At 52.7% G+C, this 26,828-nt stretch carries 28 protein-coding genes, 1 rRNA gene and 1 pseudogene; 8 read left to right on the forward strand and 22 right to left on the reverse strand.

Going from position 1 to position 26,828, the window contains the following annotated elements; translation table 11 throughout:
• Positions 1 to 308: 308 nt before the first annotated feature.
• Positions 309 to 1,843: ribosomal RNA gene (locus tag RAC89_RS05225) — 16S ribosomal RNA — on the reverse strand.
• A gap of 228 nt (positions 1,844 to 2,071) precedes the next feature.
• Between RAC89_RS05225 and RAC89_RS05230 the strand changes: the two genes are divergently transcribed.
• Positions 2,072 to 3,094, forward strand: coding sequence for a sugar phosphate isomerase/epimerase family protein (locus RAC89_RS05230; RefSeq protein WP_306612216.1), 1,023 nt, complete (start codon positions 2,072 to 2,074; stop codon positions 3,092 to 3,094).
• A gap of 49 nt (positions 3,095 to 3,143) precedes the next feature.
• Here the strand turns inward: RAC89_RS05230 and RAC89_RS05235 are convergent, their stop codons facing one another.
• The 6 genes from RAC89_RS05235 to RAC89_RS05260 form a co-directional block, all read right to left on the reverse strand.
• On the reverse strand, positions 3,144 to 3,491 hold the full coding sequence (locus RAC89_RS05235; protein ID WP_306612217.1) for a DUF2512 family protein: 348 nt from the start codon (positions 3,489 to 3,491) through the stop codon (positions 3,144 to 3,146).
• 90 nt (positions 3,492 to 3,581) lie between these two features.
• Positions 3,582 to 4,865, reverse strand: coding sequence for a TolC family protein (locus RAC89_RS05240; RefSeq protein ID WP_306612219.1), 1,284 nt, complete (start codon positions 4,863 to 4,865; stop codon positions 3,582 to 3,584).
• A gap of 21 nt (positions 4,866 to 4,886) precedes the next feature.
• The gene (locus tag RAC89_RS05245; protein WP_306612220.1) at positions 4,887 to 6,080 is read right to left on the reverse strand and encodes an ABC transporter permease; all 1,194 of its coding nucleotides are present in this window, start codon (positions 6,078 to 6,080) and stop codon (positions 4,887 to 4,889) included.
• Positions 6,077 to 7,360 (reverse strand): HlyD family secretion protein, encoded by a 1,284-nt coding sequence (locus RAC89_RS05250; protein ID WP_306612221.1) that lies wholly within the window; start codon positions 7,358 to 7,360, stop codon positions 6,077 to 6,079. Before RAC89_RS05250 ends, RAC89_RS05245 begins: the two co-directional genes overlap by 4 nt.
• A gap of 39 nt (positions 7,361 to 7,399) precedes the next feature.
• Positions 7,400 to 7,984, reverse strand: a complete 585-nt coding sequence (locus RAC89_RS05255) for a TetR/AcrR family transcriptional regulator (RefSeq protein WP_306612223.1) — start codon at positions 7,982 to 7,984, stop codon at positions 7,400 to 7,402.
• 147 nt (positions 7,985 to 8,131) lie between these two features.
• Entirely contained in the window at positions 8,132 to 8,839 is a 708-nt protein-coding gene (locus RAC89_RS05260) for a Crp/Fnr family transcriptional regulator (RefSeq protein ID WP_284641033.1), read from the reverse strand.
• A gap of 260 nt (positions 8,840 to 9,099) precedes the next feature.
• Between RAC89_RS05260 and RAC89_RS05265 the strand changes: the two genes are divergently transcribed.
• The 3 genes from RAC89_RS05265 (at position 9,100) to RAC89_RS05275 (ending at position 11,377) form a co-directional block, all read left to right on the forward strand.
• Positions 9,100 to 9,522, forward strand: a complete 423-nt coding sequence (locus RAC89_RS05265) for a GAF domain-containing protein (protein ID WP_306612225.1) — start codon at positions 9,100 to 9,102, stop codon at positions 9,520 to 9,522.
• Positions 9,523 to 9,615: 93 nt separating this feature from the next.
• Positions 9,616 to 10,269 (forward strand): response regulator, encoded by a 654-nt coding sequence (locus RAC89_RS05270; protein ID WP_284641035.1) that lies wholly within the window; start codon positions 9,616 to 9,618, stop codon positions 10,267 to 10,269.
• Between the two features lie 25 nt (positions 10,270 to 10,294).
• On the forward strand, positions 10,295 to 11,377 hold the full coding sequence (locus RAC89_RS05275) for a PAS domain-containing sensor histidine kinase (RefSeq protein ID WP_306612227.1): 1,083 nt from the start codon (positions 10,295 to 10,297) through the stop codon (positions 11,375 to 11,377).
• Positions 11,378 to 11,415: 38 nt separating this feature from the next.
• On the opposite strand, the gene RAC89_RS05280 is transcribed toward RAC89_RS05275, so the two are convergent.
• Positions 11,416 to 11,748, reverse strand: coding sequence for a nitrite reductase (NAD(P)H) small subunit (locus tag RAC89_RS05280; RefSeq protein WP_306616049.1), 333 nt, complete (start codon positions 11,746 to 11,748; stop codon positions 11,416 to 11,418).
• 40 nt (positions 11,749 to 11,788) lie between these two features.
• The gene (nirB, locus tag RAC89_RS05285) at positions 11,789 to 14,221 is read right to left on the reverse strand and encodes a nitrite reductase large subunit NirB (protein WP_306612229.1); all 2,433 of its coding nucleotides are present in this window, start codon (positions 14,219 to 14,221) and stop codon (positions 11,789 to 11,791) included.
• A 196-nt stretch (positions 14,222 to 14,417) separates the two neighbouring features.
• Between nirB and RAC89_RS05290 the strand changes: the two genes are divergently transcribed.
• From RAC89_RS05290 to RAC89_RS05305, 4 genes and pseudogenes are all read left to right on the forward strand, one after another.
• Positions 14,418 to 15,290 carry a 3-hydroxyacyl-CoA dehydrogenase family protein gene (locus tag RAC89_RS05290; RefSeq protein WP_306612230.1) on the forward strand — a complete coding sequence of 291 codons (873 nt, stop codon included), beginning with the start codon at positions 14,418 to 14,420 and terminating at the stop codon, positions 15,288 to 15,290.
• Positions 15,287 to 16,528 (forward strand): acetate/propionate family kinase, encoded by a 1,242-nt coding sequence (locus RAC89_RS05295; RefSeq protein WP_306612232.1) that lies wholly within the window; start codon positions 15,287 to 15,289, stop codon positions 16,526 to 16,528. Before RAC89_RS05290 ends, RAC89_RS05295 begins: the two co-directional genes overlap by 4 nt.
• A 20-nt stretch (positions 16,529 to 16,548) precedes the next feature.
• A complete protein-coding gene (locus RAC89_RS05300) occupies positions 16,549 to 16,770 on the forward strand; it encodes a cold-inducible protein YdjO-related protein (protein ID WP_284641040.1) in 222 nt (73 codons plus the stop codon).
• A 144-nt stretch (positions 16,771 to 16,914) separates the two neighbouring features.
• A pseudogene (locus RAC89_RS05305) lies at positions 16,915 to 17,152 on the forward strand (IS3 family transposase); the annotation flags it as partial.
• A gap of 702 nt (positions 17,153 to 17,854) precedes the next feature.
• Here RAC89_RS05305 and RAC89_RS05310 read toward each other — a convergent pair.
• The 13 genes from RAC89_RS05310 to RAC89_RS05370 form a co-directional block, all read right to left on the reverse strand.
• Positions 17,855 to 19,057, reverse strand: coding sequence for a DHH family phosphoesterase (locus RAC89_RS05310; RefSeq protein WP_306612234.1), 1,203 nt, complete (start codon positions 19,055 to 19,057; stop codon positions 17,855 to 17,857).
• 187 nt (positions 19,058 to 19,244) lie between these two features.
• Entirely contained in the window at positions 19,245 to 19,763 is a 519-nt protein-coding gene (locus RAC89_RS05315; RefSeq protein WP_306612236.1) for a hemerythrin domain-containing protein, read from the reverse strand.
• 19 nt (positions 19,764 to 19,782) lie between these two features.
• Positions 19,783 to 20,547 (reverse strand): pyruvate formate-lyase-activating protein, encoded by a 765-nt coding sequence (pflA, locus tag RAC89_RS05320; protein WP_306612238.1) that lies wholly within the window; start codon positions 20,545 to 20,547, stop codon positions 19,783 to 19,785.
• 39 nt (positions 20,548 to 20,586) lie between these two features.
• Positions 20,587 to 22,857 carry a formate C-acetyltransferase gene (gene pflB / locus RAC89_RS05325; protein ID WP_306612240.1) on the reverse strand — a complete coding sequence of 757 codons (2,271 nt, stop codon included), beginning with the start codon at positions 22,855 to 22,857 and terminating at the stop codon, positions 20,587 to 20,589.
• 95 nt (positions 22,858 to 22,952) lie between these two features.
• Complete coding sequence (gene mobA, locus RAC89_RS05330; protein ID WP_306612241.1) at positions 22,953 to 23,579, reverse strand: molybdenum cofactor guanylyltransferase; 627 nt, start codon at positions 23,577 to 23,579, stop codon at positions 22,953 to 22,955.
• Between the two features lie 161 nt (positions 23,580 to 23,740).
• Complete coding sequence (gene ric, locus RAC89_RS05335) at positions 23,741 to 24,427, reverse strand: iron-sulfur cluster repair di-iron protein (RefSeq protein WP_306612243.1); 687 nt, start codon at positions 24,425 to 24,427, stop codon at positions 23,741 to 23,743.
• 147 nt (positions 24,428 to 24,574) lie between these two features.
• The gene (locus RAC89_RS05340; RefSeq protein ID WP_284641047.1) at positions 24,575 to 24,718 is read right to left on the reverse strand and encodes a hypothetical protein; all 144 of its coding nucleotides are present in this window, start codon (positions 24,716 to 24,718) and stop codon (positions 24,575 to 24,577) included.
• 51 nt (positions 24,719 to 24,769) lie between these two features.
• Complete coding sequence (locus RAC89_RS05345; RefSeq protein WP_284641048.1) at positions 24,770 to 25,132, reverse strand: group I truncated hemoglobin; 363 nt, start codon at positions 25,130 to 25,132, stop codon at positions 24,770 to 24,772.
• Positions 25,129 to 25,368 (reverse strand): hypothetical protein, encoded by a 240-nt coding sequence (locus RAC89_RS05350; protein ID WP_306612245.1) that lies wholly within the window; start codon positions 25,366 to 25,368, stop codon positions 25,129 to 25,131. The genes RAC89_RS05345 and RAC89_RS05350 overlap by 4 nt, the downstream gene beginning before the upstream one ends.
• A 103-nt stretch (positions 25,369 to 25,471) precedes the next feature.
• Positions 25,472 to 25,789, reverse strand: coding sequence for a hypothetical protein (locus tag RAC89_RS05355; protein ID WP_306612247.1), 318 nt, complete (start codon positions 25,787 to 25,789; stop codon positions 25,472 to 25,474).
• Entirely contained in the window at positions 25,759 to 26,094 is a 336-nt protein-coding gene (locus tag RAC89_RS05360) for a hypothetical protein (protein ID WP_306612249.1), read from the reverse strand. Before RAC89_RS05360 ends, RAC89_RS05355 begins: the two co-directional genes overlap by 31 nt.
• Positions 26,091 to 26,279 (reverse strand): hypothetical protein, encoded by a 189-nt coding sequence (locus tag RAC89_RS05365; RefSeq protein ID WP_306612251.1) that lies wholly within the window; start codon positions 26,277 to 26,279, stop codon positions 26,091 to 26,093. The genes RAC89_RS05360 and RAC89_RS05365 overlap by 4 nt, the downstream gene beginning before the upstream one ends.
• Positions 26,269 to 26,805 carry a Rieske (2Fe-2S) protein gene (locus RAC89_RS05370; protein WP_306612253.1) on the reverse strand — a complete coding sequence of 179 codons (537 nt, stop codon included), beginning with the start codon at positions 26,803 to 26,805 and terminating at the stop codon, positions 26,269 to 26,271. Before RAC89_RS05370 ends, RAC89_RS05365 begins: the two co-directional genes overlap by 11 nt.
• Between the last annotated feature and the right edge of the window lie 23 nt (positions 26,806 to 26,828).

Raw genomic sequence — 26,828 nt, forward strand, 5'->3', positions numbered from 1 at the left:
ACGGACTTTCGAACCGTTATTTTCTGCTGTAACGCGATTTTGGAGCGGTTTTGCCTTATTTTCGCCGAAATAGCGGTCTGAAAAACCGTTATTCCAGCTTCTCGCTGTTGTTTCATCAAAATAACGCCCTAAAAGTCCGTTATTCCTTCAGCCTTCAGCGAAGCAAAACATCCTATGTACAGAAAGGCATTGCACCTTTCAAAACTGAACAACGAGGAGAGTGAGTTCGCTGCAACTGTTACATCGTGGAACGATGTCAGTTGTCAGCTATTATGTCCGATGGCCTGCAGCCATCATGGACTCCATAGAAAGGAGGTGATCCAGCCGCACCTTCCGATACGGCTACCTTGTTACGACTTCACCCCAATCATCTACCCCACCTTCGGCGGCTGGCTCCTTGCGGTTACCCCACCGACTTCGGGTGTTGTAAACTCTCGTGGTGTGACGGGCGGTGTGTACAAGACCCGGGAACGTATTCACCGCGGCATGCTGATCCGCGATTACTAGCAATTCCGACTTCATGCAGGCGAGTTGCAGCCTGCAATCCGAACTGAGACCGGCTTCTAAGGATTCGCTCCGGATCGCTCCTTCGCTGCCCGTTGTACCGGCCATTGTAGTACGTGTGTAGCCCAGGTCATAAGGGGCATGATGATTTGACGTCATCCCCACCTTCCTCCGGTTTGTCACCGGCAGTCACTTCAGAGTGCCCAACTCAATGCTGGCAACTGAAATCAAGGGTTGCGCTCGTTGCGGGACTTAACCCAACATCTCACGACACGAGCTGACGACAACCATGCACCACCTGTCTCCTCTGTCCCGAAGGCCTGCCCTATCTCTAGGACATTCAGAGGGATGTCAAGACCTGGTAAGGTTCTTCGCGTTGCTTCGAATTAAACCACATACTCCACTGCTTGTGCGGGTCCCCGTCAATTCCTTTGAGTTTCACTCTTGCGAGCGTACTCCCCAGGCGGAGTGCTTACTGTGTTTACTTCGGCACCAAGGGTATCGAAACCCCTAACACCTAGCACTCATCGTTTACGGCGTGGACTACCAGGGTATCTAATCCTGTTTGCTCCCCACGCTTTCGCGCCTCAGCGTCAGTTACAGTCCAGAAAGTCGCCTTCGCCACTGGTGTTCCTCCACATCTCTACGCATTTCACCGCTACACGTGGAATTCCACTTTCCTCTCCTGCACTCAAGTCTCCCAGTTTTCAGTGCGAACCAGGGTTGAGCCCTGGGCTTAAACACCAAACTTAAAAGACCGCCTGCGCGCGCTTTACGCCCAATAATTCCGGACAACGCTTGCCCCCTACGTATTACCGCGGCTGCTGGCACGTAGTTAGCCGGGGCTTTCTTCTCAGGTACCGTCATTTCCAGGGCAGTTACTCCCCGGAACGTTCTTCCCTGGCAACAGAGCTTTACGATCCGAAAACCTTCATCACTCACGCGGCGTTGCTCCGTCAGACTTTCGTCCATTGCGGAAGATTCCCTACTGCTGCCTCCCGTAGGAGTCTGGGCCGTGTCTCAGTCCCAGTGTGGCCGATCACCCTCTCAGGTCGGCTACGCATCGTCGCCTTGGTGAGCCGTTACCTCACCAACTAGCTAATGCGCCGCAGGCCCATCTGTAAGCCACAGCTTGCGCCGTGTTTCCAAGCTCCTCCATGCGAAGAAGCCATCTATCCGGTCTTAGCTACCGTTTCCGGTAGTTATCCCGGTCTTACAGGCAGGTTGCCTACGTGTTACTCACCCGTCCGCCGCTAGGGTCCGAAGACCCTCGCTCGACTTGCATGTATTAGGCACGCCGCCAGCGTTCGTCCTGAGCCAGGATCAAACTCTCCAATAAAGTAAAGTTCGACTTGCTCATGTTCAAAGCTAGCACGAATCTTTCGATTCGTTATATTTTCACTCTCTCGTTGTTCAGTTTTCAAAGGGCAATTTCATGTTGATTTCCAAACCGCTAAGCGGCAGGACTTATAATATATCATGTTAGCTTTGTCGAATCAACCGCCAATTTCTGGCAAGTGGATCTTCATAGCATCAACCGCTCTCGCGGCCGGATTTACAATATATCATGTTTATTCGACATATTGCAACAACCAATCTTTCACAAATTGCTTGTGAGCCACTATCGATTGTCCGAACCGCATCTTGCGGCAGGAGTAACAATATAACATGGTTCACCCGTGCTATGCAATGTTCAAGATTATCCACGATAGGAGCGATTTTACCAAATGAAAAATCGATTCTTCCATGGCGTGCCTCTACTCCATGCTGTTACACTACAACAAAAATGCAAAGGCTGGTGCTACCTATGAAGTTAGGCTGGTGCAGTGGAAGTACAAACGCTCACAAAGTTAGGCAGGCAGGCTACGATTTTATCGAGCTCCCCTTAGCAGCTTTTCAACTTGAGGATCCTGATGCCTATCATGCCCAGGTTCAAGAAATTTTATCACTCTCGCTTCCAACGGCCGCTTTTAATATCTTTTTCCCTAGAACCATAAAAATCGTAGGTCCGGAAGCGGAGCCGAATCGAATTAAGGATTATGTTGCCCGGGCTGCCCAAGCCGTTAGCCTAGCCAAAGCACGCATTGTTGTTCTAGGAAGCGGTGCGTCACGTCATATTCCTGAGTGCTGGGAGAGAGAGCGCGCAGAAACGCAATTCTTGGAAACGCTTTCCGTAATCGATGAGGAGTTCAAAGGATGCGGGGCAACCCTTGTTATCGAGCCCTTAAATCGTAAGGAATCCAACTTGATCAACAGTATCTCCGAAGCTGTCCGCATGGCTCAGCTTATCAATTCGCCTGTTATCCAGGCCCTTGCCGATGTCTATCATATGATGGAGGAAAATGAGCCGTTAGAGGAAATCCGGCGGCATGCGGAATGGATCGCGCACATCCATGTTGCGGATACAGAAAGAAAGCCACCCGGTGAGGGCAGCTTTGATTTCCGAAGCTTATCTGATATGCTGCAGCAAATGAACTATCAAGGCATGGTATCTGTGGAATGTACAGCTGCCGCCGATCGTTTCGACTCTATCCTGCAGGACAGTCACTCTTTTCTTCGAAAGGAAATGCAGCTGAAAGAAACAAAATGACCGCCTCCAAGCTGAAATCAACTCAGAAAAGCGGCCATATGGCGTCCTATTAATAGACCGGTCCTTTTTCATCCCAACGATGCAGCATTCGGTGATAAAAATACTCCACTACACCTAGAAGCAGTACCCCAACAATCAGCTCGCCGGCGGAAAGCCCCCAATTCAGCATCACGGACAGAGCCCATAAGTAAAGCCCGACCAGCCCTGCATCGGCAACGGTCGCCATCGTGTTATTGGTCTCCTGCAGGATCCATTGATCGCCGACAAAGAAAGCAAGCAGGCTTAAGCCTAAGGATGACATCACAATTTGGAAAATCGTAGCGTTCGTCGTCAAATACAAAAATGGAATCAGCACCAGACCGTTTAACATCATTTTAACAAGCAGCTTCATGGTCATTAGGAAAAGCTCCTTTCCTTGACTCGGAAATGATTTATTTTCATCGTTCCCCAAGAAGGAGCTTCCTATGCTGTTGCCGGAACTAACTTATTATATAATGAGACCCTTTTCCATAGCGGATGCTTTCTTGCTTACGGCAAAATATTTGAGCTTCGCCAAGGTTAAGGCAGTTTCACTTTGCGTGATTTTAAACTGAAGCTTTTGTAGATCATGGGCCGAAATCAGACCCGCTTCATAACGGGATTTCATCCTCGCATAATCCAGCTTCGCGTCTTGTACATTGCGCTCTTCGGTCAAACAAGCCTCAAAGGCCTGCTCCGCTTCCGTATAAGTGGCTTCTACCTTGCGGCTGAGCTCAAGTCGGGTTTGTTGCAGCTTCAAGGAACTGATCGCCGTCTGATCGCCTAAGTAAGCTTGACCGTACGTATTCTGAGTCACCGTATTCGAGGCCTGCCACGCAGCTTCCGTTACTTGATTCATGGCTGTCTTCATGGGGTAGGAAGCTTCCACCAGCTCGGAAGTATTCAATTTCGATACCGGTCCGTAGCCGTCGGCTGGAACGTCTCGAAGAACGAGATTAGGGTTGTAGGCAATGCCCAAATCAAAGGACAGCTGCACCAGCCCGAGCTGAAGCTGATGCTGCAGCATCTTCATATCATCCTGATGCTTGCGGAGCTGCTTCGCAACCGTTCTTTCCTCTTCATCAGAAGCAAGACCTTCCGCATGAAGCCGCTGAGCACGCACCAGATCCTTCTGCAATACCGACTCGTATCCGTTCATCAGTTCCTGCTGCTTTCGCATTGCTAAGAGCTGTACGTATTGAGATGTCAGCTGCAGACGAATGCCTTCCTTCGCCTCATCCGTCTGAAGGAGAGTGTTCTGCTGATCCGCTTCGAGCTGATGGGCAGCCGATCTCATCTGCTCCCTTTGCTGCGAGATGAAAGCATTCACCTCGCCTACCATAACCGCTTGACCTTGCACCATTTGGTTGATGACCTTATTGGTTCCGCTTAGCGGACCAAGCCAAAGCTCTTCCTGCGGCTTCATCCCGGGCATAACCGCACTAAATTCAGCTGCATTCTCAGGCAAATGCACGGTTGCGGATGAAGCGCCCCCCAGTTCGTCGCGCTGGGCATTGAGATCGTCCTTTTTATGTCCTTGAGCCATATATTTTAACGTCAGAAGAGGAAGATTGTACGACTTATCCAACCCGCGCTGCAGAACGGTATCGAGATCCAAGCTGCTGAATTGATCCAGCCCGGTAGTTGAAACTACGGAAACAGCCGGCTCCGCTTTCACGGCATAAGGAACCTGGACCCCGGCTGCGATTACAGCAGTGCTTAACAAGGCAGCAATCCATTTTTGATACATCATCATATTCCTCCTAATTTCAAGCTAAACTGCAAGAGTTGAATCCACGGCTGCCGCCGGCTCCGCAGAAGATTTCTTGCGGAAGACGACAAAGCGGGTGAGCAGAAACGAAACAAAATACGTAACCAACCCCATCAATCCAAGCACCACACAGTCACGATAGACGGAAGTAAGGTCATTTCCCTTCACCATGACATTCCTTACCCCATCGAGAAAATACGTCAACGGCAGCAGCTTGCCTGCCGTCGCCAAGCCGGAGGGCATTGCCTCGAAGGGCCATGTAAACCCCGACAGCAGGAACGAAGGGACCGCAATCAGCATGGCCGTTTGGGTCGACGCCAGCTGGCTGCCTGAAATCAGGCTGACCAAGTAGCCGATCCCAAGCACAGCAAACGTGAAGCCGGCAACAAGCAGAAGCATTGCCACGGCAGCACCGTGAAAAGGCAAATGAAACCAATACAGCGCGATGAGCAGAGCGATAGTGGCGTTCAGCAGCCCGATCAGCAAGTACGGAGCCGACTTCGCGTAAGCAATCCGCCATGGGTTGTGCATCCATTCCCGAAACCGGTCCCAGGTTCCCTGCTCCTTATCACGCGTTACCGCCAAAGCAATACCAAGCAGCAGCACCTGCTGCAGGATAGCTCCGATCAAACCATATATCATAAAATCGCTGTAGTTAAAGGTCGGATTGTACATAACGCGGTACCGAAAAGGGATCGCCGCCAGCGTCGAGCTGATCTGCTCATCCTGAAGTCCTTGCTGCTGCAGCTTCTTCATGGTGACTCCGGCGCTGAAGGTACTGATCACCTCATTGGCGCCGCGGGTGGCACCATTGGAGATCAGCATATTGCTTCCGTCCACAAGGGCAAGGACCGGCGGCGTATCTCCGTGCTTGAGCTTGGATTCCAGTCCGGCGGGGATAATGATGCCTACCTTGGCGCTGCCTTCGCTCAATGCCTGCTTTACCGATTCCTCCGTGTCCTTCTCCCCGACTACCTTGAAGGTCTCATGCTGATCAAACGCCTGAATGATCTGCCGGCTCAGTTGGCTTTGATCGGCGTCGAAAATCACCGTATTCATCTCCGTCACTTTATGGTTGACGTAGATATATCCGAACATCACCGTATATGCGATCGGAATCAGGAAAAGAATCGCGAACAACCTGCGGTCTTTTACAATGTTCTTCCATTCCTCAACAATGACAGACCCAACCTTCATGGCCGGACACCCTCTTCCGCACGCCCTGCCCATTGCACGGTCATGCCTGTAGCTGTATTTTCGGGAACCTCCGTCAGCTCAATCTTCACCCCAAAGGAACGGATATCGGTATCTCCCGCGGCGTGCGTTGCCTTCTTCACGGCAAAATCCGCCGCCGGGGCAATCAATTGAACCTTCCCTTGAACCGCGGCACCTGTCGCCGCCAGCTTGAGCGAGACGTTGTCCCCCGATTTCAAGCCCGTCAGCTCGGTTTCGGGCAAATAAAACTTGGCCCAGCGGCTGCCGGAAGCCTCCACGGTGTATATCGGGAACCCGGAGCCTACAAGCTCACCAAGCTGTGCATTCTGGGCAACAATGATGCCGTCGGCCGGGGCCAGCAGCTCGGTGTAGCTGAGATACGTTTCCGCCTCCAATTGTGATGCCTCGGCCTGCAGCTTACCGGATTCGGCCGACTGTATGGCGCCGCGCGCTTGCCGGGCGGCTGCTTCTGCCGCAGCGACGTCCCCTTGGCGAATCCGCACCTGCTCCCTGCCTGCCTCCGCCAACCGGAGAGACGCGCGAGCCTGCTTCAGCATCGCTTCCGCACCTTGAATTTCCTCTGGACGCGGCCCCTGGTTGACAAGTGCCGCTTGCTGCTGAGCCAGCTCGTATTTGGCTTTAGCCTCTTCGAAGCTTACCTTGGCTTTATCGGCATCAGCTTTGGCGATCAGTCCCTCGGCGAGCAGCGTATTCATTCGCTTCAAGGACTGCTCGGCGACATCGTACACTTCCTTGGCCGCATTCAGTTGAGCCTCGGCCTGCTTCTTCTCCTCAGGCCGCGCACCGTTCTTCAGCGCCTGCACCTTCGCTTCAGCGGCTTGCACCGCTGCCTGCGCCTGAGCGACCTGCTGCTCGGCGGTTTCCGCGGTGAGCTGAACCGCTGCGGCACCCTGCTGCTTCTTGGCCAAGGCCCCCGCCTCAGCTCCCGTAGCTTCAGCAATCTTACCCTGAGCCAAGCCTACCGCCGCTTTCGCCTGGGCGACCTTGGCCTCGATCTCGTTGCTCTGAAGCCGGGCGATCGGCTGCCCCTGCTTAACCGTATCGCCTTCCTTCACCAGCAGCTCGGTAACGCGTCCTCCCACCTTAAAGCTCGCACTTACCTGTGTAGCCTCAATATAAGCTGTCGCTCCGTTACGCTGGGCACCTGTACTGCTATCTACCTGTCCCGTGTGCAAAAAGAAAAACCCCGTGCCGATCATGGCGGCAAATAATGAATAGACCATTGGTCGAATAATTTTCAAAGAAATCCCCTCCTAGGATTAAAGCAAAAAGAAATAGCCCTATTCAGGTCGGGCCAAACCCTCCATAACATACAAACGAATCAATTCGGATATCCTTTCATTCGAAAGCGGCTCATGGCGCTTCTCCCAATCGAATACGAGAGATACGTACAGTTTGAGCAGAACAAATGCTGTAATCTCCGGATCGCACGGACGAATCCTGCCGCCGGCCACCGCCTTCTCCAGCTGATTGCGAATGTAGCCGACAACCTCGTACTCGATCGTTCTAAGCGCATTCTGAGCAACAGCTGATCCTAGTTCATTGACTTCGAGCGAAAGCCGGATGATCACTTCGTGCTCCTTACGGAACATGAGGATTCCGTATATTGCCCGATGAAGCCTGTCGAATAGATGGACTTCCTCGGCGAGAGCCGCATCCGCGACCTTCCTCATTTCAACAATTAAGTTTTCTATGATGGCGCCCAGAAGCTCTTCTTTATTCTCAAAAAAATTGTAAATCGTTCCCTTTCCGACCCCGGCCATCTTAGCGATCTGATCCACAGTCGTGCCCTTATATCCAAAAAGTGCAAAGGTCTTTTGCGCGGCTTCGATAATCTTTGCCTTTCGAGGATCCTTTTGGATCATTTTCCACACCTCCGTGACTAAAATAACATTTTGGTTCTGTGGTTTTATCTTAGCACGACTTTCTATCCAACGCAACAACAAAAAAGACATGATCCGCCCCTGGGCTCAAGGCTCCAGCAAGCTAATCATGTCTTTGCAGCATCGCGGTTACATCCGGCAAATTTCCTTAGGGCAATTCTCACAGCGGCATACATCCCGAAGATAAGCAAGATCCTTTATTACGACATGGCCGTCCTCATATTCTATCACGTCGTCCTTCTTCAGGTCGCTCAGCATCCGGTTCACGCTCTCGCGGGTTGCCCCGATCATATCCGCCATTTCGCTGTTGTTCATTTTGATATCGATAAAAATCTCATCCTTACGCGCCACGCCATAGGAATTGCTAAGACGGATGAGCAGCGAGCACAAGGCGCCTGTTTTACCGAACATCATCAAGTCGCGGAATTTGGTTTGCGTCAGACGGTGCATCAGGCCCATCCACTTCATAAACTCTACCGCCAGATCCCCGTGCTGCCAAAGCAGCACCTCAAGATCCTTGCGCTGAATAATGCCGATTTTGCAATCCTCGGTTGCTTCGGCACTGAAGGTATGCATGGAATCCTTGAAAGGGTCCATCTGACCGAATAAATCTCCGGTTTGGTGCAGATACATCGTAAGGCTTCTGCCGCTGTCCGTTGTTTTCGTTGTCCGCACTCGTCCGCTAATAATGTAGTAAAGCTTATCCGCCGAATCGCCCTCCCAGAACAGGTAAGAGCCCTTCTCCATTTGCTTTGTATACATAATGCCTCTCAGCTTATCGAAGCTTTCTGCCGAGATGACATCCAGGATTCCGTTCAAGTTTTGTGCTGCTGCCATTGTCGTTTCCCCCTCAGGTGAATTCGTTAAGGTAATCATATAACGGCAGTGATGTTTTTCACATCGGGGCATCACCTGATTTTGCAGGGGGGATTCTCCCTATTCTGATGTGAGAAAAATCACAGGAAAAGACCTTATTTCCCCTACCCCGTACAGGGGGAATTCCCTTAGCAAGTTTTCGGGGTTTTCCCTGAATTACAAAAACCCGCTTTAGGACTACAATAAGAATATCCTTGTTATTAGCGGAAGGAGGCGGAGACATGCCTCAACTAAAGCATCAAGTCACCGAAGAGCTGGAAAGCCTGTGCCGGGATACTTGCAGCGATTTCTCCGCAATATCTCTTGTTCAGGAGCATGAAACGCGCATACGCTGGAGGTATGCATACGGTAACCGCAATGATCGTTATAAGCATATGACCCTGAAACCGGGCGTTGGACCTGGAGGAGTGGCGCTTCGAACCGGCAAACCGGCAAGTTGGTCGGTTCCTCTGCCGACAGACTGTCCATTAATGACAGCTGAGCAGCTGCATGCGGCTACTGCGATACCGCTTGTTCGGGGAGACCAAATTTACGGAGTGCTGCTTATCGCGAGACGTTCCTCCGGGAAGTACGGAGAGAGCGAACTTACCGTTATGAGTAGGTATATGGACAGAATACAGTCGATTTTGGTAGGAACCCCATAAGAATCCCTGCAATGAAAGGATTGCAGGGGTTCTTTTATTTAGGTAAGATAGAAGCTACGGTGAAATAACGGGCAGGACGGAGGAATGGGCAGAATGGTAAAAATACTGCTGGTGGACGACCACGCGGTGGTCCGGTCGGGACTGAAAATGCTGCTGGATGGAAAAGAGGATATGCAGGTCCTTGGGGAAGCCGCTGACGGCGATGAAGCGATTCAGGCGGTCAGCGTACTGCGCCCCGATGTTGTGCTGATGGATCTCCATATGCCTCAAGGGAAGGACGGTTTAACGGCCACGGCCGAACTGAAGCAGCTGTTTCCGGACGTAGCGGTACTCATTCTCACCATGCATGATGATGATGAGTACTTGTTCCGCGGCATCCATGCCGGTGCATCAGGCTATATTCTGAAAAGCGCGCCGCATGAAGAGCTGCTCTCCGCGATCCGTTCCGTTGCCGCGGGTAACGCCTATCTGTATCCGACCGCTACAAAGCGACTCATGGGAGAATACTTGGAGAAGCTGAAGCGCGGCGATAATACCGATACGTATGAGGCGCTGTCGGAGCGTGAGAAGGAGATTCTCGGCTTGATCGCCAAGGGCTACAGCAACAAGGAAATTGCCGAACAGCTAATTATCAGCGTGAAAACAGTGGAAAGCCACAAGAGCAATGTCATGGAAAAGCTGGGACTGAAAACAAGACCGGAGCTTGTGAAATATGCATTAAAAAAAGGATTGCTAAGCTTCGAATAACAATAGTGGGAGGTACCAATTAGAGATGAAGGCCATAGGACAGAACGTAGACCGGCTGCTGCGCGATTTGGATGAGCATATCGTAGATCCGTCGTACCGCGATTCGCTCAAGCATTCCTTGAAGCAGCTGCTCGACGTAAAGTTTGCGCTGGACGAATCCTCCATCGTAGCAATTACCGATCACCGCGGAGTCATTCAATATGTGAACGATAAATTTTGCGAAATCTCTCAATACGGCAAGGACGAGCTGCTCGGCCAAGACCATCGAATCATTAATTCGGGTTATCATGACAAAGCTTTCATGAACCAGCTGTGGAAAACGATTTCTTCCGGCCAAGTATGGCGCGGAGAGATCAAGAACCGGGCGAAGGATGGCTCCTACTACTGGGTCCACACGACCATCGTTCCGTTCGTTAATGAGTCGGGACGTCCTTTCCAATACTTGGCCATCCGCAGTGAAATCACTCAGCTGAAACGGGTTGAAGAAGAGCTCCAGCATATGATGACGCATGTTATGAATGTGCAGGAGGAGGAGCGGCGCAGATTCTCTCGTGAGCTGCACGACGGGATCGGACAAAGCTTGTTCTCGCTTCTGATCCAGATGGACCGCTTAATTGGAGATAGCAAGCTCCCTGAGCTGGAGAAGCTCCGGGAGGGCGTTGCGGGTATTATGCAGGACGTTCGTGTGTTGGCCTGGGAGCTTCGGCCCTCCGTGTTGGATGATCTAGGTGTCGTTCCGGCACTGCGGACGTATATGGAGAACTATTCAGAGCATTACGGCATTCAGGTGGAATTCGAAACCAACGTGCGCAAACGAATGGACGCGAACCGGGAAACGACGATTTATCGTGTCGTTCAGGAAGCATTGACGAACATAGCGAAGTACGCTGATGTGTCGGAAGCCAAGGTAGTGCTTCTGGAACACGAGGATTACGTAGAAGCTTATATCGAAGACAAGGGCAAAGGCTTCGTTCGCGACACCTCAGCCCAGGGCGTCGGTCTCTTCAGTATGGAAGAAAGGGCCCGGAGTGTCGGCGGAAGCTTCACCGTACAATCCGAGCCCGGACAAGGCACCAAGGTTTCTATTACGATCCCGAAATCCAAATAGCTGTTCCCGGGCAACGACTTCCGTCGTTGCCTTCTTTTTTATCCAACGGACGGGAGCCCTACCCATACGCGACCCTGCTCCAGAATGATGGGAAATATGGCTATTGTACCGGTATCAGGTGCTTGAACTTCTCCGGTAAGCAAGCTGATCTTCAGATCGCGGAGGGGACAGTACACGAACTCCCCGCTGACCATCCCTTCGGCCAAAGGACCTCCCTTGATATGGGCCGTCCGATTTTCCAAAGCATGCACGGTACCATCCGTCATCCGGAATACCGCAATGTCCCTACCGGGGAGATGAACGGTTTTGCCGAGCTGTACCGGAAAATCCTCCAGCGGACCCACGTCGTAGTAGCAGGTTTGAGCGACCATCTTCACTTGCATTGGCACTTGCATAGATACCATCCTCCTTCTATTTCACTTGAACTTCTTCATATAAATCGTGACGCAGCTGCTCCGACTGGGCGGCCTCCTGCCATGGGTCTTGCAAGCCGGCCAAAGCCTGCTCGAGTCGCTCCTTGAGCGCTTGCCGATTCTGCTGATCCTCCACAACCGCCTGAATCGCTTGTTGAATGCCGATGCGCTCGATCCAATCCGAGGTTCGTTCGCCGTACTTGCCGTTCTCACGGTAATACTGTATGAAGGCACATGTTATCTCTTCCAGCTCCTCGTCGGTTTTCACCTTGCAGAGGAGATCGGCTCCTCTCAGCTTAATACCGCCGTTGCCGCCAACGTGGATTTCCCATCCACCGTCGTTGCCGATGATGCCAAGGTCTTTCACATCCGCCTCGGCACAGTTGCGCGGGCAGCCGTTGACCGCCATTTTGAACTTGGCCGGCATCCATAGCCGCTCGAGCTTCTTCTCCAGGTAAACCCCCATTCCGAGTGAGTCCTGCGTTCCGAAGCGGCAGTAGGTGGAGCCGACACACGTTTTTACCGTACGAAGCGCCTTGGCATAACCATAGCCCGAAGGCATGCCGAGCTCCTCCCATACGCTTGGCAGATCCTCCTTGCGAACGCCGACCAGATCGAGACGCTGACCGCCTGTTACCTTCACCAGCTTAACTTGATATTTGTCCGCCACATCGGCGATTTTCCTTAATTGCTCCGGTGTCGTGACCCCTCCGTACATCCTTGGGATGACGGAGAAGGTGCCGTCCTTCTGAATGTTGGCGTGCAGGCGCTCATTGACGAAACGCGACGCCTTTTCATCCTCGTGCTGGTCCGGCCAAACCATCCCAATGTAATAATTGAGCGCAGGGCGGCACTTGGTGCAGCCCTCCGGCTGCGTCCAGCCCAGCACGTTCATAACCTCCTTCACGTGCATCAGCCTCAGGCTGCGAATCGCAGCAACGACTTCGTCCCGCGTCTTATCCGTACAGCCGCAGATAGCTTCCTGCGTTTTGGCGGAGGCCTGGAACTTCTCTCCCAGTGTAAGCTTCAAAATATTCTCCACCATCGGCTTGCAGCCGCCGCAGGAGCGTGTGGCTCCCGTGCAGGCCTTCACTTCGTCAACCGTTGTGAGGCCTTTCTCGGTAACGGCCTGCATGATCATGTGCTTCGTCACCCCGTTACAGCCGCAGACGATTTCATCGTCCGGCAGTGCCGCGGCGAACGCCAGCGGATCATTTGTGACAGGGTCCGCATGCCCTACGAAAGCATCGTAAAGCGACTCGGTCATCGTTTCCTTCGCCTTGACCCACTTGGTGACACGCGACGATTCCTGAACGTCCCCGAACAGAACCGAGCCGACGACCTTCCGGTCACGAAGAATCAGCTTTTTGTATTTGTTCTTCCAATGGTCTTGGACGCGGATCACTTCGTCCCCCTGCTGCTCCATATGCTCTCCGGCGGAAAACACATCGACACCGGATATTTTCAGCTTGGTATATACATCTGAACCTTGATAAGGCTCTACCGGCTGTCCGCAAAGCCTCTTAGCCAACACGGCTCCCTGCTCATACAGCGGTGCAACCAGGCCATAACACACGCCGTTATGCTCATTGCACTCGCCTACTGCGTACACATCGGGCGCCGATGTTTGCATATAATCGTTCACCACGATGCCGCGGCGAACCTCAAGTCCGCTGCTCTTGGCGACGCTTGTATTCGGCGCAATCCCGGCAGCCATGATCACCAGATCGGCTTCAAGCTCGGTGCCGTCCGCGAAGCGAAGGCCGGTTACACGTTCGGCGCCGAGGATTTCGGCCGTCTTCGTGGACAAGAGGAAGCGAAGCCCTTGCTTCTCCAGCTCTGCCTTCAGCATCGCGGCTGCAGGGCCGTCGAGCTGCCGTTCCATCAGCCAGTCGGCCAAATGCACGACCGTAACGTCCATGCCTAGCTTCTTCAAGCCGCTGGCCGCCTCCAGACCCAGCAGCCCGCCTCCGATGACAACTGCGCTGCGGTACGTCTTAGCTGCCTCCAGCATCGTCTCGCAATCGCGAATATCGCGAAAGCCCATGACGCCTTGCTTATCGGCACCCGGAATCGGCAGCCGAATGGGCTTGGAGCCAGTTGCCACGATCGCTTGATCATAAGGAATCCGCTGCCCCGCATCGGTATGAAGTTCCTTACGATCCGTATCTATCCGCTCCACGGCAGTGCCGGTAAGCAAGGTAATGTTATGCTCCTGATACCAAGCCTTGTCGTTCAGGATAATATCATCTATGGTTTTGCTGCCTTCCAGTACATAGGACAATTGAATTCGATTATAGTTCGGATACGGCTCCTCGCCGATCACTGTTATTTCATATAAGTTCGGATTCAGCTGGACGATTTGCTCGACTACGCTCATCCCAGCCATCCCGTTGCCGATCAGTACTAAACGCTGCTTGCTTTGCATCATTAACCGCCTCCTCAATTCCTTTTCGATAAAGCAAGTATAGCCTTTTCCGCAACTGTAGCGGTGTGACATAAATCACGGCTTGCCGGCGCTTCAACAATTGTTCACAGATGCCGCCCATTGTTGTCGGATCGTGATATCGGTCACAGCTTGGCAGGACTCCATCCGTTTTTAATAGAGAAAGAAGGAGTGGATAGATATGGCGATAAAAAATATAGCTGTCATCGGTGCAGGCACGATGGGTCAAGGGATTGCCGAAATGCTGGCCTCCAAAGGATTGGATGTCTTTGTAGCCGATCTTTCGGAAGAAAAGCTGAACGAGTCCTTTGCCTCCATCGAGCAAAATTTGGATCATCAGCTATCCCGCTGGGCGCTGACGGTGCAGGAAAAAAAATTAATTTTATCCAAGCTTCATAAAACTCTCGATTATACGTCCTTAGCCGATTGCGATCTGGTGATCGAATGCGTGATCGAACAATTGGAGGCGAAACGGGAGGTATTCCGGCAGCTGGATACGATTCTTCGTCCGGATGCCATAATCGCAAGCAATACGGCATCACTCAGCTTAACGGAGCTGGGAAACGGCTTGCGTCATCCGGAACGAACGATCGGGCTTCATTTTCTATATCCGGCGGGTAAAATCAATCTGGTCGAAATCGTACGCGGCCTGCGCACATCGGATGATGCTTTCGTCAGGGTCCGCCGTTTCGTTCAGGAAACGCTGGACAAAACCAGCGTGCAGGTCTATGAGTCCCCCGGCTATGTAACAACACGGCTCATCTGTGTGTTCATTAATGAGGCCCTTCATACGCTGTCCGAGGGTGTCGCTACCGCGGAAGACATCGATACGGCGATGCGGATGGGCTATGACTTTCATTACGGCCCCTTGGAAATGGCCGACCGCTTCGGACTGGACAGTGTTCTGGCTTCTATGGAGTCGCTATTCCGCGAATACGGGGACCTCAAGTACCGTCCCAGCAGCATGTTGAAGAAGATGGTCCGCGCCGGACATCTGGGAACGAAAACAGGGGAAGGCTTCTTCCGCTATAACGAGAGAGGAGAACGCTTATGAACATTCTGGTGATCAATTCGGGGAGCTCTTCCGTAAAATACCAGCTCTATGATATGAGCACGGAAACATTGAAGGTCAAGGGCCGGATCGAGCGGATCGGATCGGAGTCCGCCCAGCTGGTGCAGCAGGCACCGGGACGGGAAGAATGGAACGAGGTCCGGGAGGTGCTGAACCACTCCGCAGCCATCGAGCAAATGATTCGGTTATTGGTCGACCCGATCCTGGGCGTGATCAAGAGTATTCGCGACATTCATGGGGTAGGGCACCGGGTCGTGCACGGCGGAGAGGCCTTTACGGCGGAGGCGCTCATTGACGAAGAGGTTAAGCGGCAAATCCGAAAGCTCTATGATCTCGCTCCGCTTCATAATCCGGCACACATGGTAGGCATTACTGCTGTAGAGCAGCATCTCCAGGGAATACCACAGGCGGCGGTCTTCGATACCGCATTCCATCAGACAATGCCTGCTCACGCGTACCTGTATCCTATTCCTAAAGTGCTTTACCGGAAGCACGGGGTTCGGCGTTACGGCTTCCACGGCACTTCCCATGAGTACGTTAGCGGGAAGGCGGCGGAGCTGCTTGGCTTGCCTATCGAAGACTTGAAGATGATCAGCTGCCACATTGGCAATGGAGCCAGCTGTACCGCCATTGACGGCGGCCGCTCGGTGGATACGAGCATGGGGATGACCCCGCTTGAGGGATTAATGATGGGAACGCGCTCGGGCGATCTGGACCCGGCCATCCTCCCCTTCCTGATGGTAAAGGAGGAGCTGAGCGTGCATGAGGTGAACTCTATGCTGAACAAACACAGCGGGCTGCTGGCCGTCTCCGGAATCAGCGGGGATGTACGCGAGGTGCTTACCGCCGCTATGGACGGGGATGGGAACGCTCAGCTTGCGCTCGATATGTACGAGTACCGCATCCGCAAATATATCGGTGCGTATACCGCGGCCATGGATGGCATGGACGTTCTGATTTTCACAGGGGGCGTAGGGGAGAACGCCGCCTATATCCGCGAGCGTGTCTGCTCCCGCTTATCTTATCTGGGTGTGAAGCTCGATCAAGCGCTGAATGCGGTCCGCTCCTCCGAAGAACGCATCATCTCCGAGGATTGCTCCCGTGTCAAGGTCATGGTCATCCCGACCAATGAGGAGCTGATGATCGCCCGGAAAACGTATACCCTCCTGACCGCCGATTCCCCGGAGGCGTATGAACTTGAAGCGGTAGGGAAAGGTTAAAGGTCGGGAGGTGTTCGACCTTGGAACAAGACGAAATCAAGCCGGAGCTGTTCCCCACGCCCATTCTCAAATGCAGGAACCCGGATTGCAAGGCATGGGTGCGAGAGGAGCTGGCTTCCCCTACGCGGGAATGCCCTCTCTGCAGGGGGGAAATGCTGAGAAGCTTCAAGCATTTGCCGAAGATCGTCAAGAAGGCGAAATCGACCAAGAAGAAAAAGGAAGAATTCAGCTGGCTTCAATAGCACTTGTTCCTGCAGCCCGGACTATCTTGGATAGCCGGGCTGCTTTTTTTCAAGCTGCTGTACCAATCGAACATACAACTTTTTTGCGTCGATAATTTGCCATTGTGCTCTTATTTTAAAGATACGTATTCTCACAAATCCCGATCGGAAACTTACCGTAAGAAGTTGAAGGCTTACTCAATGAAAGCCAGCATGAGCCGAAAAGGGAACTGCTATGACAACGCTTGTATCGAGTCATTTCAGCACCAAGTTTAAAACGAAGCAGGCTTACGAAGCCATTTTTCAATATATTGAATTCTTCTTCAACCGTAAGCGAATCCACAGTGCAATCGGATATTTATCGCCGGTTAAGTTTGCTGCGCGTTTTAAGAAGGCTGCTTAAGCGTCCAATCAACGGAGTGTCTACTTTCTTGACAGAGGTCCCTTCATAACGTTTTAAGGATCGTTACCGGGCCGTGGTAAGCACCAGACGCATTGTAACGCGATTTTTTCATCTTATATTGGCAGATCAACACATATTTGGTACATTAAGGTGATTTCATAACGTTACAAGGAGCATTATCGGGCCATGATAAGCGCCAGACACCCAGTAACGCGATTTTTTCATCTTACAATGGCAGATGAACACATATTTGGTACAGTAAGGTGATTTCATAACGCTACAAGGAGCATTATAGGGCCGTGATAAGCGCCAGAAGCCCTGTAACGCGATCTATATGCCTCAGGTAACCAATTTCGAGGTGTACATTTTCAAAAAAGTTACGCGGCTTGTTTGGTCAAACGGATGTTCATGTTCAAATGATTCAGCTTATATATAGACACTAATATAAAATTCGCGATCGACAAACGCCCGTTTTTTGAGCCTTCGTGTAGTGCCACGTTCAATAGCCGTTCACTGCTTAAACAATTAGTCAAACTTAATGTGGGGAGGTACACCTTTTTTGTTTGCCGAAAAACCTTATTCCACATGGGCTTCCAAATTATGAAATTGACTACTTAAGCACCTTTGCAATGCGAAGCAGCAATCGCGAAAATAACAAATAACCGGTACGCTGCCTATATACCGTACCGGCTTGATGTCTGCTTATTTATTCTCGATGACCTTTTCTTTCAAATAGCAAACATACGCTTCGTCCCTTACGAGCCAGGCGGCATGGTTTCGCTTCACGAAGCGTTCCGCCTCTTGAAACGAATCGAAGCTGCTTTCCAGCGCCTCTCCGTCCTTCTCCACCTGCCACTTGCCTCCTCTGCTCTTGGAGGGAAATAAGAAGAACAGCTCCTCCTTCCGATTCTCATACAGCGTGCCCCCGTTATGGCCTTTCACGTTAAACCGATTCTTGAAGGCATCCTCTCTTAGCGGCTCTGTATCGAACGCTTCCGCTACGTACCTCCGGTACACCTCTTCCGTCAGCTGGCAGCCTGCCGCCTTGGCATGGCCTCCGCCCCCGTAGTGACCGGCGATCTCCGATACGTCGACCTCGTCGTGTACGGTTCGGAGACTGACTTTTTTGCTGCCCATATTCATGATGGCGATATAGTCCAGGTGAGGGTAGTCCTTGCCGAGATCGTTCCCCAGCTCCGAGTGATAAGATTCCGCGTGAACGATGCCCACACACTGCTCGTCGATGAACACCTGCACAAGCTCCCGCTTCTTGCGGCGAACATAACGCTCGATCCTCTCCTCCTCCATGTCCAGGATTTTCACCTCGAATTCATCGAAGGAGAACGCGTCTTTGTTACCTTGCAGCCGCTGAACCATGGTCTCTTCAAACTCATCAAGAGACATCATGAAAAACAAGTCGTTCAGCCTTTTGGCCTTGGTATTCCCCGTCCTGTCCCATTCCCAGGTATCGTACAATCGGACAAGCTCCACAAATTCATCCAAGCCGGGGGACGGTTTGATCAAACCGTTTTGCTGCAAATACTCGTATAAAAGGGACGTGGCGCAGGCCAGTCTTCCGTCCTCGTATTCCACCACGACGGATGCCCAGCGATGACGGTTGAAATGAAGCGCCGATTTATGATGATCCAGCATGCGAAGCTTACCGCCGGAATCGGCGAACTCGTTTAAGGCTCCCTCGACTTTCTCGCCGACCGACAGGTCCGTAATCAGCAGGAAATCGCCCTTGCGTCCCTTTCGTTTCGCCTGCTCCAAATATCGTTCGACCTGGGAGTCTAAGCCGGAGACCGAATTGTAGCGTACCTCCACCTGCTCGCCGAAGGCATATTTGGCCACGATGCCGCAGCCTACTCCGTCCAAGTCGTTATGTGTAAACAGCCGATACATACGCTGCCCTCATCCCCCTTAGCCTGCCTTCAAGTGTTTGTTTTTCCTTTGTGTAAGGTTTCCCTCCGCTTTGTATGTTATTCGGTTTCTGTTCCGATACCTTGGCGGGCAGCTTGAATGGCGGTTTTGTTCAGCACAAAAAAACAGAGCTAAAGGAAAGAATCTCCTTTAAGCTCTGCTTGTCACTTCAAACCACCAGTTCCTCATCCGTGCCGGCAACAAGCTCTTCCTCGAGCGGAAGCACGGTCTCCTCTTCTGTCAGCAGATGCTCCTTCACGAGACGGCACGCCTGCATGAGGTGATCCGTAAGCCGCGGGAGCATGGGGCGCTTGCGTCCTGCCAGGCACTTATCCGCCTCCTCCAGGAAGTATCGGAAGAAGGTGTTGGCCAGCTCGTGCTCATGCTCGAGCATCCACAAGGAGGTGGAAGTGTCCGGCCGATTCGGCAGCTGAAAATATTCCGTTAGCAGCGGAAAGAGCTCGTTGTCCTCCCAAACGGAATGTCCGTCCAGCTCGGCCATTAAATTTAGCGTCTGCTCCTTGAGTACGACAAGTTTGGCAAAGTACTCTTCTTCATTCTCCAGCTTCCCGAGTCGCTTGGCTGCCGTCTCAAGCTGCTGAATGGCATCAAACAGGAAGATATGCTCATTCCGAAGACGTTCAAAGGCATACGTAAGATGCGTTGGGTGAAATTGCTCTCGGTTCATCGATACTCAGCTCCTTTAATCAGGTAACGCGCACATGGTCTGATGATGTAGTTTCCCCTGCGGAAGCCGCGATCCCCGATTCGATGACTCCCCGTGCACGCTCCACTTCGCGCTCGCTCGGCGTTTGAACGCCTTCGAGAGGATACGTTTTATTCAGCTGCTGCCATTTGTAGACTCCCATCCGATGATACGGCAGCAGCTCTACCTTTTGGACATTGCTCAGGGTGCCTACGAAGCGCCCCAGGGCGGACAAGTCCTCGTAGCTGTCCGTTACTCCCGGAATGAGCACATGACGAATGATGATAGGCTTCCGGTGGTCGGACAGCCACTTGGCATAACGCAGAATCCGGTCGTTCGGCTGACTGGTGAGCACCTCGTGCTTCTTGTTGTTCATCTGCTTCAGGTCGAGCAGCACCAGATCCGTAACCTCCATGAGTTCGGCCACATGATCCGTTTCGCAGAAGCCGGAAGAATCCAGGGTCGTATGAAGCCCGAAGCGCCGTTTACATTCACGGAACAGCTGGGTGACGAACGGTGCTTGCAGCGTCGGCTCTCCTCCCGTTACGGTAATTCCTCCGCCGGATCGGCGGTAATATTCGAGGTAGGGCTCCAGCTCCCGGATGACCTCCTCAACCGTCACCTGGCGGCCGCCGCCGGTATCCCAGGTGTCGGGGTTATGGCAAAACTGACATTGCAGTGCGCAGCCCTGCATGAACAGAACGAAGCGAATGCCCGGTCCGTCCACCGTCCCGAAGGTTTCTATGGAATGAATTCGGCCTTTCATGAGGGCCACGCCCCTTTCCCTTGCTGTAAATATGTCCTCTTAGATGGAGCCGTGGAACGTGCGGTTAATGACGTCGAGCTGCTGCTCGCGCGTCAGCTTAATAAAGTTGACGGCATAGCCGGATACCCGAATCGTGAGCTGCGGATAGTTCTCCGGATGCTCCATCGCATCCAGCAGCTGCTCCCGGTCAAACACATTCACGTTTAAGTGATGACCGCTAGAAGCTGCATAGCCGTCAAGCAGTGCTACCATATTGCTGATTCTCGCCTGCGGCTCCTTCCCGAGCGCCTTCGGCACAATAGAGAAAGTATTCGATATGCCGTCTAAGCTGTGCTCGTACGGCAGCTTCGCCACGGAGGCCAGTGAAGCTAGCGCCCCCTTCCGGTCGCGTCCATGCATAGGGTTCGCTCCCGGCGCGAACGGTTCCCCCGCCTGACGCCCGTCCGGCGTGCTGCCGGTCTTTTTGCCGTAAACGACGTTCGAGGTTATGGTAAGTACGGACATTGTCGGCAGAGCATTTCGATAAGGCTTGTGCTTGCGAAGCTTATTCATGAAGCCTTCCACCAGCTCAATAGCGAGGTTATCCACTCGCTCGTCATTGTTACCGTATTGCGGGAAGTCGCCTTCGATTTCGAAGTCGACGGCGAGTCCCTTTTCATTGCGGACCGGACACACTTTCGCATATTTAATCGCGCTCAAGCTGTCCGCCACTACGGATAAACCGGCAATACCGCAAGCCATCGTGCGCAGAATCTCTCTGTCGTGCAGCGCCATCTCTACACGCTCGTAGCAATACTTGTCATGCATATAGTGAATCACATTCAGCGTGTTCATGTAGAGTCGGGCCAGCCAATCCTGCATGACATTGAACCGGGCTTTCACTTCCTCATAGTCAAGTATATCCGAGGTGATAGGAGCAACTGTCGGTCCAACTTGAATGCCCAGCTTCTCGTCTATACCGCCGTTAATGGCATAGAGCAGCGCCTTCGCCATGTTCGCGCGAGCTCCGAAGAACTGCATTTGCTTTCCGATTCGCATAGCGGATACGCAGCAGGCGATGCCGTAGTCATCGCCAAAGTGCGGGCGCATGATATCGTCATTCTCATACTGGATAGAGCTTGTTTCAATGGATACCTTCGCGCAATATTTCTTGAAGCTTTCCGGCAGCGACGTCGACCACAGGATGGTCAGGTTCGGCTCGGGAGCCGGGCCGAGGTTATACAAGGTATGCAGGAAGCGGAACGAGTTGCGTGTAACCCGCGTCTTGCCGTTCAGCCCCATGCCGCCTACGGCTTCGGTTACCCAAGTCGGGTCTCCGCTGAATAGTTCGTTATAATCAGGCGTCCGCAGGAATTTCACGATCCGCAGCTTCATTACGAAATGGTCGATAATTTCCTGCGCTTCCAATTCCGTGAGCGTGCCCTCCTGCATATCGCGTTCAATATAAATATCGAGGAAGCTGGATACACGCCCGAGGCTCATCGCTGCCCCGTTCTGTTCTTTAATCGCCGCGAGATAAGCGAAATAGAGCCACTGCACCGCTTCCTTCGCATTCGTCGCCGGAACGGAAATATCATAGCCATAGGAGAGCGCCATGCGCTTCAGCTCTTCCAGGCTTCGGATTTGCTCGGACAGCTCCTCGCGGGCACGGATCACTTCCTCTGTCATGGCATCCACTTCCAGCTGGAGGAGATCCTGCTTCTTGTCCGCGATCAGCCGGTTCACCCCATACAGCGCCACTCTGCGATAGTCGCCGATAATACGTCCGCGCCCATAAGCGTCAGGCAATCCTGTGATGATCCCGGCTTTCCGCGCGGCTCGCATCTCTGTCGTATAGGCATCGAATACGCCCTGGTTATGCGTCTTGCGGATTTCGGTAAAGAGCCGCTCCATTTCGTCCGGAAGCTTGTAGCCGTACGCTTCACAGGCATCCGCAGCCATGCGGATACCCCCGAAGGGCTGAACGGAACGCTTCAGCGGCGCATCCGTTTGCAGGCCTACGATCCTTTCCTTCGACTGATCGATATATCCGGGACCGTGCGAGGTAATCGTGGATACCGTGTTTACATCGATATCCAGCACGCCGCCCTTCTCCCGCTCCTGCTTCAGCAGCTCCCGAATTTGAAGCCACAAGGCGGTCGTCGCCTCTGTCGGACCGGCCAGGAAAGCTTCATCCCCCTCGTAAGGAGTTAGGTTCCGCTCGATAAACTGGTTGACATCAATACGTTTTTTCCAAGCTCCCGGTGCAAACCCCCGCCAAGCATCGGCTGCCGTGGCTGCTCTTTTTACGTCCGCTTCCTTCATAACCATTGGGACACACCTCCGAATAATGTTCTCTACAAGATCTATGTTATCTTTTTCACGTAGTTCTCTCTATGATTTTTCTCACAGCCGCTTTATGATTTCTACCCTCCGTACAAATAGTTCATTTTCAACGAATCATGCCACGCAAGGAGCTTCTCATACTCCTCCGTCGTCTTGATCGCGGCTACAAAACGGGTGTCAATGCCCTTCTCCTCGAAAGCCGACTGCTGCAGCTCGCACCAGAACAGCTGCTTCAGCAGAGCGGATACGGCAACCTCGTCCTTCTCGAGCAGCTGCCCGATAGCAGCCGCACAGGAGCGGTCATACACTCCATGGAGCGGATAAGCGCTATGGTTGACCCAAGGGATGACGGCCTCGAAGCCGTCCTGCTTGCGTTCAATAAGCAGCTCCGCAGCCTTTGCTGAAATATAAGGCATATCACAGCCGACGACCCATACATTCGGATGCTGCGCTAAGGTTAAGCCGGCATGCATGCCGCTTAGCGGTCCTTTACCCGGGAAATAATCGGTTATAATCCGAACGCCGCGATCCACCTTCCGCAGGAACGGAATAGGATCATTCGTCACAATAATGATTTCCTTGCAAATCTTCTTCATCTCACGAATTTGCCGTTCTACGAAGGTCATATTATCCAGCACCAAAAACGCTTTATGCTCCCCGTTCGTCCCCCGATTCCGGCCGCCTGCCAATATGAGTCCGGACATCATATTCGTTCACTCCTCTTCTGCTTGGTTGCCTGATCCTCTCCGGCTGGTGGTTATATTCCTATTACACCACATTTGGCACGCCCGGGCAGTGATATGCGTCACTATGAAGGACGAGAGGGACGAAACGGTATATCAGCGAACCCGCAAAGAAGGCACGAGCGTTACAAGCTTTGGAATAAAATATTGTTCTCCAGGTGGATATGCTGGAACATATCGGCTTCGAGCTGCTCCAGCTTCTGAAAGGCTACGGTATAAGTTCGGCATGCCCCTTCCGGCAGCGTATAATCGACGGTCACGGCTCGCATCTCCCGCAGCAAAGCGCCCGCCTTGTCGTGCTCTGACTCCAGCTCGTCAATAGCACGCAGAGCTTCTTCTTTCGTACCCGCATCACCTGTTGCTTCGTACGCCCGGACCATGGGGAACACCCGCTCCTCCTCCGCAAGCAAATGCTCCTCAAGCTCCTCCCGAAGCTGCTGATACAACGCCCTTAGCTCAATCAGCTCCTTATGCGAGGGTCCGTGCACTCTGGCGATTTTCTCTACGAATTCACCCAATAAAGGAAGCTCGGAACGCAGGAAGTCATGATGGACTGTCACAATATGCGAGATCAGCTCGGAACGCGTATAGCGCCGAAAGTCCTGCTGCCGTTCCCTCAGCGCGGCCCGTTCGTAGGCATCCTCCAGCTCTTGAAGAACGGTCTGCTCACTCAAGCCGGATTGCTCAAGAACCTCAGCCAAAGGTCTCTGTCCCCCGCAGCAGAAATCGATCCGGTGTGCCCTGAACACGTTGCTTGCTCCCGGAAATGCCGTCACAATGCTTCCTACCGTTTCAGTCGCTTGAAATTTCATATTGAACACCCTCCGGTTAAATTGAATTTGGTTTATCTATTAACACTATAACCGGCACGGGAGGATGTGCTTGTGATTTCAAGCACAATCATTTCGACAAAAAAAAGAGAACGGCCATTGGGCCGTCCTCCCGGACTGCGTGCATTCTTATACGGATCGATTGTTTTGCTCGTGAGCCCCGGCATGGTACGTCGGCTGGGTGCTGCCTGTAATATTCTCAGTAGCATTGCTGGATTCCGCAGCCATCGCTTGATTTTTTTGCTTCATCGACTTGCCTTTGGTCTTCGCCATCTCGTCTCGCCTCCGAATGTACAGGAATATGATACGAGACGTAGTATCCCCTTACTTGTACAAAATATCGTCTTGAAGTGTGCCCAGCTTGGCCACAATTTGGCCGATGTCCGCCTCTTCCACCCCAAATTCCTTTAAGGTCGCCGTCAAATGGCCGACAATCGCATCGAAATGCTGCGGCTGAAGGTTCATGCCTTCATGCGCTTTAGCCATCGACCTGCCCGTGAATTCGTGCCCGCTGCCTAAAGCGTAGCCGATAAACAACGCTTGATGACGCCGCTGCTTCTCCATGTCCGTTTCACGGAAGAAGCCGTTTACGGTTTCGTCCGCCAGCACCTTCTCATAGAAGGAATCTACAACCTTCTGGATTGTGTCCTGACCGCCCAGCTTGTGAAATAAAGTTTGCGTCGTCATGTTGTGATCTTCCCTTCAAGTAAAGTAAGTTCGTCTTGCAGCTGTTTGGACCTCTTGGCGTTGCCTTCCGCAAAATTCTGCAGACGCTCTCTCAGCTCGCGATTGTCGTGAATCCGTTCGGACGCAAGGGTATATGTACGAAGCAGCTCGGTTTCCGTCTCCATCGTCTGCTGCAGCAGCGAGCGCAGCGTCTCCCAGTCAATCCCGCAGCTCTGTTGATGTTGATCGCAATCCATCGTCCCACCTCCTGTGTCATATTCTGGTCATTCTTCCGAAATATCATACGAGAAGACGGCACAGCAAAAAAAGAGACGCCGCCTCGTTGAGAGAGCAGCGCCTTTAAGCATACGTAATTTGTAAAGTGTAAATGAGCTCCGCGAGACGGTCCTCGGAGACCAGCCTAAGTCCTTGTTCTATTGAAAGCAGCGAAGTCTGATCATATATCGGTATGGAAATATGCTGCGCTTCGTTCAAGCAGCAGATCAGGTGCGTGTGCTCCGGAGACAGCTTCACATCGTGCAAGGTAAACCGCTTGCCCGGCGCGACCGGATCCTTCCCGGCCACGTCCGTTATCCGAATCTCAGCCTCATGACCGATGAATTCTCGGAGCTGCACGGCGATAGAGCTTATTTTCTTGGCTTGCATTTCAGCTGACATGGCCCTACGTCCTCCTTGGTGATTACATGGACCCGGTAGCCTTGAAGCCACTCCAGGCAATCGGCGCCTAGTCTCTCTTCAAGGCGAACCAGTACTTCTTCCTCGGTGCCCCAAGGGGATAAGCCGTTCGCTTCCGCCGTCACGATGTCGAGCCCTTCCTCCATGCGATATGAGGTTGACCAAATGTGTCCCTCCGTAAACATTCTCGACATGGCCTCATCAACAGCACGCTTCATCGGCTCTTTCCGGCTTTCGTGCGAGCGGATAAAGCATAAATCGACGAAAAACTCACTCGGGGCACTCATACAGCATCACGCTCCCGCCGGTAAATCCATAACGCCAAGGGAAAGGTCAGCACATTAAGCGCGGCAAAGACGAGAACGGTCACATACTTTTCGTAAAAATAAGCATTGACCGCCTGCTGAGTAAAAACGATATTCAGCAGCAGCACGATGCTCAGGAGGATCACGCCCCGGTAGCTACGTTTCATATCGCTTCACCCCTGTTGCATAAATCGCGCCCTGCTCGATAGTCAGCTCAATCTCCGGCAGAGGGCGCTTCGGCGGCCCTGCCGTTGGAGCACCGGTTTTGACATCGAAGAAGCCATGATGGCACGGGCATACAAGCTCCGTTTTCTCCTTGCTCCAAAAGACGGGACACTTCAAGTGGGTACAGGCGTTCTGATACGCCTTATACTCCGATTCGCCGAGCCGGATCAATAGAGCGCTCTCGTGCTCCGTAGGGTAAGCGAATTCCAGGGCATCTCCGATACCCAGCGCTTTCACCTCCGCCAGCTTGAGCTTCGGCTGGGCCTTCTTCCCAAGTCCCGCTAGTTCTTTGGCGGCAATGGCTCCCCACGGCAAGGTCGATACGGCAAAGACTCCCGCCGCTCCGACCATCGTTTTCATAAATCCGCGCCGGTCCAGCTTACGCTCGCCTTCCTTACGGATGTTGTGTGTATAGTTGTCTTCCTCGAAAGGAATCTTATGATTTTTTGGCTGCTTTTCTTGTTCCACCGGAGAACACCTCCTGGATATTT

It is taken from the genome of Paenibacillus sp. GD4 (genome assembly GCF_030846225.1).
Classification (GTDB): Bacteria; Bacillota; Bacilli; order Paenibacillales; family NBRC-103111; genus Paenibacillus_G; species Paenibacillus_G silviterrae.

What these genes read in the sequence shown, in the direction of transcription:
- RAC89_RS05230 (WP_306612216.1), top strand. Translation starts at nt 2,072, where the DNA reads ATGTTTATTCGACATATTGCAACAACCAATCTTTCACAAATTGCTTGT.
- RAC89_RS05235 (WP_306612217.1), bottom strand. Translation starts at nt 3,491, where the DNA reads ATGACCATGAAGCTGCTTGTTAAAATGATGTTAAACGGTCTGGTGCTG.
- RAC89_RS05240 (WP_306612219.1), bottom strand. Translation starts at nt 4,865, where the DNA reads ATGATGTATCAAAAATGGATTGCTGCCTTGTTAAGCACTGCTGTAATC.
- RAC89_RS05245 (WP_306612220.1), bottom strand. Translation starts at nt 6,080, where the DNA reads ATGAAGGTTGGGTCTGTCATTGTTGAGGAATGGAAGAACATTGTAAAA.
- RAC89_RS05255 (WP_306612223.1), bottom strand. Translation starts at nt 7,984, where the DNA reads ATGATCCAAAAGGATCCTCGAAAGGCAAAGATTATCGAAGCCGCGCAA.
- RAC89_RS05260 (WP_284641033.1), bottom strand. Translation starts at nt 8,839, where the DNA reads ATGGCAGCAGCACAAAACTTGAACGGAATCCTGGATGTCATCTCGGCA.
- RAC89_RS05265 (WP_306612225.1), top strand. Translation starts at nt 9,100, where the DNA reads ATGCCTCAACTAAAGCATCAAGTCACCGAAGAGCTGGAAAGCCTGTGC.
- RAC89_RS05270 (WP_284641035.1), top strand. Translation starts at nt 9,616, where the DNA reads ATGGTAAAAATACTGCTGGTGGACGACCACGCGGTGGTCCGGTCGGGA.
- RAC89_RS05275 (WP_306612227.1), top strand. Translation starts at nt 10,295, where the DNA reads ATGAAGGCCATAGGACAGAACGTAGACCGGCTGCTGCGCGATTTGGAT.
- RAC89_RS05280 (WP_306616049.1), bottom strand. Translation starts at nt 11,748, where the DNA reads ATGGTCGCTCAAACCTGCTACTACGACGTGGGTCCGCTGGAGGATTTT.
- nirB (WP_306612229.1), bottom strand. Translation starts at nt 14,221, where the DNA reads ATGATGCAAAGCAAGCAGCGTTTAGTACTGATCGGCAACGGGATGGCT.
- RAC89_RS05290 (WP_306612230.1), top strand. Translation starts at nt 14,418, where the DNA reads ATGGCGATAAAAAATATAGCTGTCATCGGTGCAGGCACGATGGGTCAA.
- RAC89_RS05295 (WP_306612232.1), top strand. Translation starts at nt 15,287, where the DNA reads ATGAACATTCTGGTGATCAATTCGGGGAGCTCTTCCGTAAAATACCAG.
- RAC89_RS05310 (WP_306612234.1), bottom strand. Translation starts at nt 19,057, where the DNA reads ATGTATCGGCTGTTTACACATAACGACTTGGACGGAGTAGGCTGCGGC.
- RAC89_RS05315 (WP_306612236.1), bottom strand. Translation starts at nt 19,763, where the DNA reads ATGAACCGAGAGCAATTTCACCCAACGCATCTTACGTATGCCTTTGAA.
- pflA (WP_306612238.1), bottom strand. Translation starts at nt 20,547, where the DNA reads ATGAAAGGCCGAATTCATTCCATAGAAACCTTCGGGACGGTGGACGGA.
- pflB (WP_306612240.1), bottom strand. Translation starts at nt 22,857, where the DNA reads ATGGTTATGAAGGAAGCGGACGTAAAAAGAGCAGCCACGGCAGCCGAT.
- mobA (WP_306612241.1), bottom strand. Translation starts at nt 23,579, where the DNA reads ATGATGTCCGGACTCATATTGGCAGGCGGCCGGAATCGGGGGACGAAC.
- ric (WP_306612243.1), bottom strand. Translation starts at nt 24,427, where the DNA reads ATGAAATTTCAAGCGACTGAAACGGTAGGAAGCATTGTGACGGCATTT.
- RAC89_RS05340 (WP_284641047.1), bottom strand. Translation starts at nt 24,718, where the DNA reads ATGGCGAAGACCAAAGGCAAGTCGATGAAGCAAAAAAATCAAGCGATG.
- RAC89_RS05345 (WP_284641048.1), bottom strand. Translation starts at nt 25,132, where the DNA reads ATGACGACGCAAACTTTATTTCACAAGCTGGGCGGTCAGGACACAATC.
- RAC89_RS05350 (WP_306612245.1), bottom strand. Translation starts at nt 25,368, where the DNA reads ATGGATTGCGATCAACATCAACAGAGCTGCGGGATTGACTGGGAGACG.
- RAC89_RS05355 (WP_306612247.1), bottom strand. Translation starts at nt 25,789, where the DNA reads ATGTCAGCTGAAATGCAAGCCAAGAAAATAAGCTCTATCGCCGTGCAG.
- RAC89_RS05360 (WP_306612249.1), bottom strand. Translation starts at nt 26,094, where the DNA reads ATGAGTGCCCCGAGTGAGTTTTTCGTCGATTTATGCTTTATCCGCTCG.
- RAC89_RS05365 (WP_306612251.1), bottom strand. Translation starts at nt 26,279, where the DNA reads ATGAAACGTAGCTACCGGGGCGTGATCCTCCTGAGCATCGTGCTGCTG.